The 5,311-nt window shown below is 67.8% G+C and carries 6 protein-coding genes; 4 read left to right on the plus strand and 2 right to left on the minus strand.

The window, feature by feature from the left end; genetic code table 11:
- Positions 1 to 313 (minus strand): hypothetical protein (locus JWP28_RS07160; RefSeq protein WP_299541544.1); only part of this gene is annotated, 313 nt, incomplete at its 3' end.
- A 227-nt stretch (positions 314 to 540) separates the two neighbouring features.
- Positions 541 to 1,908, minus strand: coding sequence for an MFS transporter (locus JWP28_RS07165; protein ID WP_299541546.1), 1,368 nt, complete (start codon positions 1,906 to 1,908; stop codon positions 541 to 543).
- A 137-nt stretch (positions 1,909 to 2,045) separates the two neighbouring features.
- Here JWP28_RS07165 and JWP28_RS07170 point away from each other — a divergent pair, with 137 nt between their 5' ends.
- From JWP28_RS07170 to JWP28_RS07185, 4 genes are all read left to right on the plus strand, one after another.
- The gene (locus JWP28_RS07170; RefSeq protein WP_299541548.1) at positions 2,046 to 3,149 is read left to right on the plus strand and encodes a GMC family oxidoreductase N-terminal domain-containing protein; all 1,104 of its coding nucleotides are present in this window, start codon (positions 2,046 to 2,048) and stop codon (positions 3,147 to 3,149) included.
- On the plus strand, positions 3,074 to 3,781 hold the full coding sequence (locus JWP28_RS07175) for a GMC oxidoreductase (RefSeq protein WP_299541550.1): 708 nt from the start codon (positions 3,074 to 3,076) through the stop codon (positions 3,779 to 3,781). The genes JWP28_RS07170 and JWP28_RS07175 overlap by 76 nt, the downstream gene beginning before the upstream one ends.
- 33 nt (positions 3,782 to 3,814) lie before the next feature.
- Complete coding sequence (locus JWP28_RS07180; protein ID WP_299541552.1) at positions 3,815 to 4,960, plus strand: zinc-binding dehydrogenase; 1,146 nt, start codon at positions 3,815 to 3,817, stop codon at positions 4,958 to 4,960.
- Between the two features lie 18 nt (positions 4,961 to 4,978).
- Positions 4,979 to 5,311 (plus strand): hypothetical protein (locus tag JWP28_RS07185; protein WP_299541554.1); only part of this gene is annotated, 333 nt, incomplete at its 3' end.

Consider the following 5,311-nt stretch of genomic DNA (forward strand, 5'->3'; position numbering starts at 1 on the left):
CGCCCAAGGAGCCGACGCCGCGCATCACCACGTCAGGGGTGTTGTCCGCCCGCTTGGTGATGTTGACGTTGGTGACCAGCGAATTGAAGTCATCCAATCGCGTCAGGTGCGCGGCGGCGATTGTCCGGGAATCGATTGCCGTGACCGACTCCGGAATGACTTGGATGTCTTCGATCAGCTTTCGTGCCGTGACCACAACAGTCTCAACTGTGTATTCGGCTGTCGACGAGGACTTCGGTGGGATCGAGGACTGGGCAAGCGCAGGATGAGTGAGGAATGTACCGCACAGCAGCGTACCTAAAGGCAGCAGCAATCGAGCCGAAGTCCTTTGGACCACCATCGTTTCACTCCCCAATTCAAGTCATTCTTGTTTGACTGTCGCCAGCGCCTCGGTACTTGGGTCCGACGCGCCGCTTGTCCGGAAGGCTCCCGTTGATTGTCCCGAGGAGGACGGACTCGTAAACGCGCGACCGCGGTTAAATAGACCGCTTCGGTCAATCTCGTGTCAAGATAAATTGACCGATGCGGTCAATACAGTGGCTATGCGGCGGCAGCGGCCGGGCCGAGCTGCGCGGGACCTAGCCGTTCCCTCACGGTGGTCCGGAAAGCGCGCAGGGTTGCGGTCAGGGTTAGGGCGGCCAGGATGCAGACCACCACCCCGACCAGGCCGAACGACAGATTTAGCTTGGCCTTGTCGTGGAACACGAAGTCGGTGAGCAAGGCGACCGTCGTCGCCGCCAGACCGCCGCCGACCAGGTTGGTCACCGCCACATAGACCGCGGTCGCCTGGCCTCGCATGGCGTTCGGCATGATCTCCTGCAGCGCGCCGGGGCCAAGCGGCAGGCTGAACGCGCCGAAGAACATGAACGCTCCGAGCGCCGCGATGAGCAGGCTAGGTATCGGATTGATGGCGATGACCGTAGCGGCCGCGGCGCACATGCCCGCTGAGCCGATGCAGACGATGAGCTTGCCATCGGTGCGGCCGCGGATGGCGAGCGCGTCGGCCAGGGCCCCTGCTGTCGCCGCCCCGATCGGTCCGAGCACCAGCGTCATCAGCCCGATGGTCGCGCCGGCCTGGGCGATGCTCCAGCCCGCGGTACGCACCAGCAGGGTCGGCAACCAAGCGGCGCCGGCATGCAGCGCAAAATTCTGCAGGCAGAAGCCGACGTTATGGCCCGCCAGGGTTCTCGCATGGGTCTTGTAGTAACGCGCGACCGCGGCCAGAGGCACGCCGCCCACCACCGCTGGCCCGCCGCCATCAAGCCGCCTCGGCTCGGGGATCAGCAGGGTGAGCGGGGCGACGATGAACCCCAGGCTGCCGACCAGGATCAGCACCACCTGCCAAGAGTGGAGCGGCCCGACGAGCGGTAGCGCCATGAGGCGATCACCCAGGCTGCGCCAAAGGAACCCGCCGAGGACGAGCGCGCACCCGCCGCCGACGAAGGTCCCGGCGTAAAACAGGCCCATCGCCCGGCCGCGGCGCTTCGGCGGGAAGAGGTCGGCCAGCAGAGACACGCCCGCCGGCGTCACCGAGGCTTCTCCGGCGCCGAGCGCCACCCGGCCGATGAACAGCTGCCAGAAATTGGTGGCCAGGCCGCAACTTGACGCCGCCAGGCTCCAGACGGCGATGCCAATTGCAGCGATGGTCTTGCGCGGTCCGCCGTCGATCCAACGGGCCACCGGCAGGCCGAACAACGCATTGAAGGCGGCGAAGGCGAAGCCGACGAGCAGGCTGATCTGGGTGTCGGAAAGGTGGAGATCCCGTTGGATCGGGATGATGAACAGGCTGATGACGCCCCGGTCCATGAAGGCCAGCGCACAGCCCAGGAAGAGGATCGTGCAGGCGAACCAGGCGGCCCTCGGCGGCGGGTAGAGGGCTTCGCTCTCGGTGACGTTGCTTGTCGACATGACGCCCACGCCACTCCCCCACACCGCGATCGCGCCGCCGCTCGTTCATATTTTTCTTGACCATATCGGTCAATATTATTCGACTGAGCGGCGCCGACCGCGCCCCCGCGCGGAGTTCGCCGGCTTGGAGTTCCGATTTGAGCGAGAGTTTCGACTACATCATCGTCGGCGGCGGGACGGCGGGGTGCGTGCTGGCCAACCGCCTCTCGGCGCAATCGCGCAACCGGGTGCTGCTCATCGAGGCCGGGATGGACACGCCGCCGGGGCGCGTCCCGGCCGACATCCTCGACCCTTACCCGCTGTCCTACGGAAACCCGCGATACCGCTGGGCGCTGGCCGGGCACGCGCTGACCGAGCACACCTCGCCTGCCAACCCCCTGCTGCATGCCCGGGTCATGGGCGGGGGGTCGTCGATCATGGGCATGATCATGCTGCGGGGGACACCGCAGGACTACCACGGCTGGGCGGATCAGGGCGCCGCGGGGTGGAGCTGGCGCGACGTCGTGCCCTACTTCCGGCGGCTCGAGCATGACCTGGACTTCGGAGGCGAGTTGCACGGGGCGGATGGGCCCACCGAGATTCGGCGTCATCGCCCCGAGTATTGGCCGCCGATCGCCAAGGCGGCGGGCGCCTATGCCGCTCGCACGGGGATCCCGCTCATCGCCGACATGAACGCGGACTTCCGCGATGGCTACGGCTCGCTGCCGATCGCGGGGCCGGCCACGCGGCGCGCCTCCAGTGCGATCTCCTATCTCACCGAGGAGGTGCGCCGGCGCCCCAACCTCAGCATCCTGGCGGATGCGACGGCGACCGAGCTGATCTTCGACGGCGCGAAGATCGTGGGCGTCCGGGCGCGCGTCGGCGGCGAGATGCTGTCGTTCCGCGCGGCGGAGACCATCCTCGCCATGGGGGCCCTGCTGACGCCGATGTTCCTGCTCAAGCAGGGCCTGGGTGATCCGCAGCAACTGTCGGCCGCCGGCGTTCCTGTCCGCCTGGCTCTCCGCGGCGTCGGAGCCAATCTGCAGAACCACGCGACCCTGCTCGTGCTCGCCCACCTGCGGCCGCCCGCCGTTCAACGCCGGCCGTTCAACGCCGGCCGGCGCGCAACCACAACAACACCATGTTCCGCTACTCGTCCGGCGTCGAAGGGGTCGGCTCAGTGGACATGGCCCTGGCGCTCGGCAGCCGGGCCAGCTGGCACGCGATCGCCGGCCGGATGGCGCACTTCAGCCCGCTGGTGATGGCTCCGGCCTCGCGGGGCCAGGTGCGGCTGCGGCCGGGGCACGGCGGCGATCCAGCCTGCGTCGTCGAGTACAACCTACTCGGCGATCCGCGGGACGCGGCCCGGCTCAGCGAGGGGTTGTTTCGCATTGCGCGATTGCTGAGCTCGCCCGAGGTCTCGCCCCTGGTCGGCGTCCCGGTCGGCGCCAGTCGCCTGGCCAATGCGGCCAGGTTCAGCCTGCGAACCCCCGCCAACGCCCTCCGCGCACAGGCGATCGCGACGCTGCTCGACATCGTGCCGGGCCTGGGAGACCGGGTGGTGGGCTCGATCGGCGGTCCGGGCGGAGCGCTCGCCGATCTGCTGGCCGACCCCGCGCGGCTCGCGGAGTTCGTCCGCGCCAATGTCGCGCCGCTGGCCCATCACTCCGGCACCTGCCGCATGGGCTCGGCCGACGACCCCCTGTCCGTGGTCGATCGCCAGGGCCGGGTGCACGGCGTCTCCGGCCTGCGGATCGCCGACGCCTCGGTGATGCCGAGCGTCCCCCGCGGCAACACCAACCTGCCGGTGCTGATGGTCGCCGAGCGCATCTCGGACCTGATCCTGGGTCGCAGCGCTCCCGCCGCGGCGGCGCTTGCGGGTTCACTCATTTAGGCCATAGTGGTCAAATTATCTGGAACGGATTCCATGACCGTACGCACCCTCGCCAGGCAGACGGCGGAAACCCCGTCGGACAACACCGCTCCGGCGACGATGCGCGCCTGGGTGCTCAAAAATCCGAACGAGCTCGAGCTGGCGACGAAACCCACGCCGCGCCCTGGGGCGGCCGAAGTCCTCGTTCGCATCGACGCCGTCGCCATCTGCGCCACCGACCTGGAAGTGATCGGCGAAGGACCGCCCGCACTGATCAACGGCCGCCCGCCCTTCAACCAGGGTTTCACGCCCGGCCATGAATACATGGGAACGGTCGTGGGCCTCGGCCCCAACGTCGACGAGTACCAGGTCGGCGACCGCGTCACGGTCGAAATCCACGCCGGCTGCGGGCGATGCAAACGCTGTCGGGAAGGCATGTACACCGCTTGCCACAACTACGGCGCCAACTACCCCGGCAACGACAAGGGCCACCGGGCCAACGGCTTCACCACCAACGGCGGCTTCGCGCAGTACGCCGTCAACCACATCAACACCCTGGTGCGCGTCCCGGATTCGATGACCGACGAAGAGGCCGCCTTGGTCGTCACGGCAGGAACCTCGATGTACGGCTTCACAGAGCTCGGCGGGCTGCTGGCCGGAGAGTCGGTCGTGGTCATCGGGCCTGGGCCCATCGGACTGCTGGGCGTGGCCACCGCCAAGGCCCTGGGCGCGAACCCGGTCGTCCTGACCGGAACGCGCAACGATCGCCTGGCCATTGGCGCGAAGCTTGGCGCCGACGTCACGATCGATTCCACCGCAGAGGATCCCGTGGCCTCGGTCATGCGCCTCACCGGCAAGGGCGCTGACTATGTCCTCGACTGCGCCGGCACCGAGGAGTCGGTCAACCAGGCGATCCGGATGACAAACCGCGGAGGCAAGATCTGCCTTGCGGCCTTCCCGCACGGTCCGGTGAAGATCGACCTAGCCTATGCCGTCCAGAACAACATCTACCTCTACGGCATCCGCGGTGAAGGCCGCAGCGCCACGCACCGCGCCTTGGCCTTGATGGCGTCCGGACGGTTCGACGCCACGTTGATCCACACCCACACCTTTGGCCTCGCGGACCTACCGGAGGCCCTGCGCTATGCGCGCGACCGCGTGGACGGTGCGATCAAGGTCATCCTCAAGCCGCAACTGTAGCGCCCTGGATCCACAACAATGCGCCACGAGATCGTCGAGATAGCCCCTCCGGGACCGGCGGCCGATCCGCGCCGGGATTGGCCGCAAAACCTGCGGGAGGAGTTCGAACGCCATCAGTTCAACGGGGCGGTCGGCAACATCCTGGTGTCCGAGACCGAACGCGTGCGCGTCTGGCACTTGTCCCTCCCGTCGGGCGGCTGGCTCACCTTCCACCGCCACGTGCTCGACTATTTCTGGACCACGCCGACCGCCGGCGTCGCGCGCGGGTACTACGAGGACGGGCGGATCGTCGACGTCCACCACTATCCCGGCGAAACGCGGCACTTCCAACACGGCATGGACGAGCATTTC

It is taken from the genome of Phenylobacterium sp. (assembly GCF_028290885.1).
GTDB lineage: Bacteria > Pseudomonadota > Alphaproteobacteria > Caulobacterales > Caulobacteraceae > Phenylobacterium.

Bases quoted from the DNA above. Each gene is read 5' to 3' on its own strand.
- JWP28_RS07180 (WP_299541552.1), top strand. From the start codon at position 3,815: ATGACCGTACGCACCCTCGCCAGGCAGACGGCGGAAACCCCGTCGGAC.
- JWP28_RS07165 (WP_299541546.1), bottom strand. From the start codon at position 1,908: ATGTCGACAAGCAACGTCACCGAGAGCGAAGCCCTCTACCCGCCGCCG.
- JWP28_RS07175 (WP_299541550.1), top strand. From the start codon at position 3,074: ATGGCCCTGGCGCTCGGCAGCCGGGCCAGCTGGCACGCGATCGCCGGC.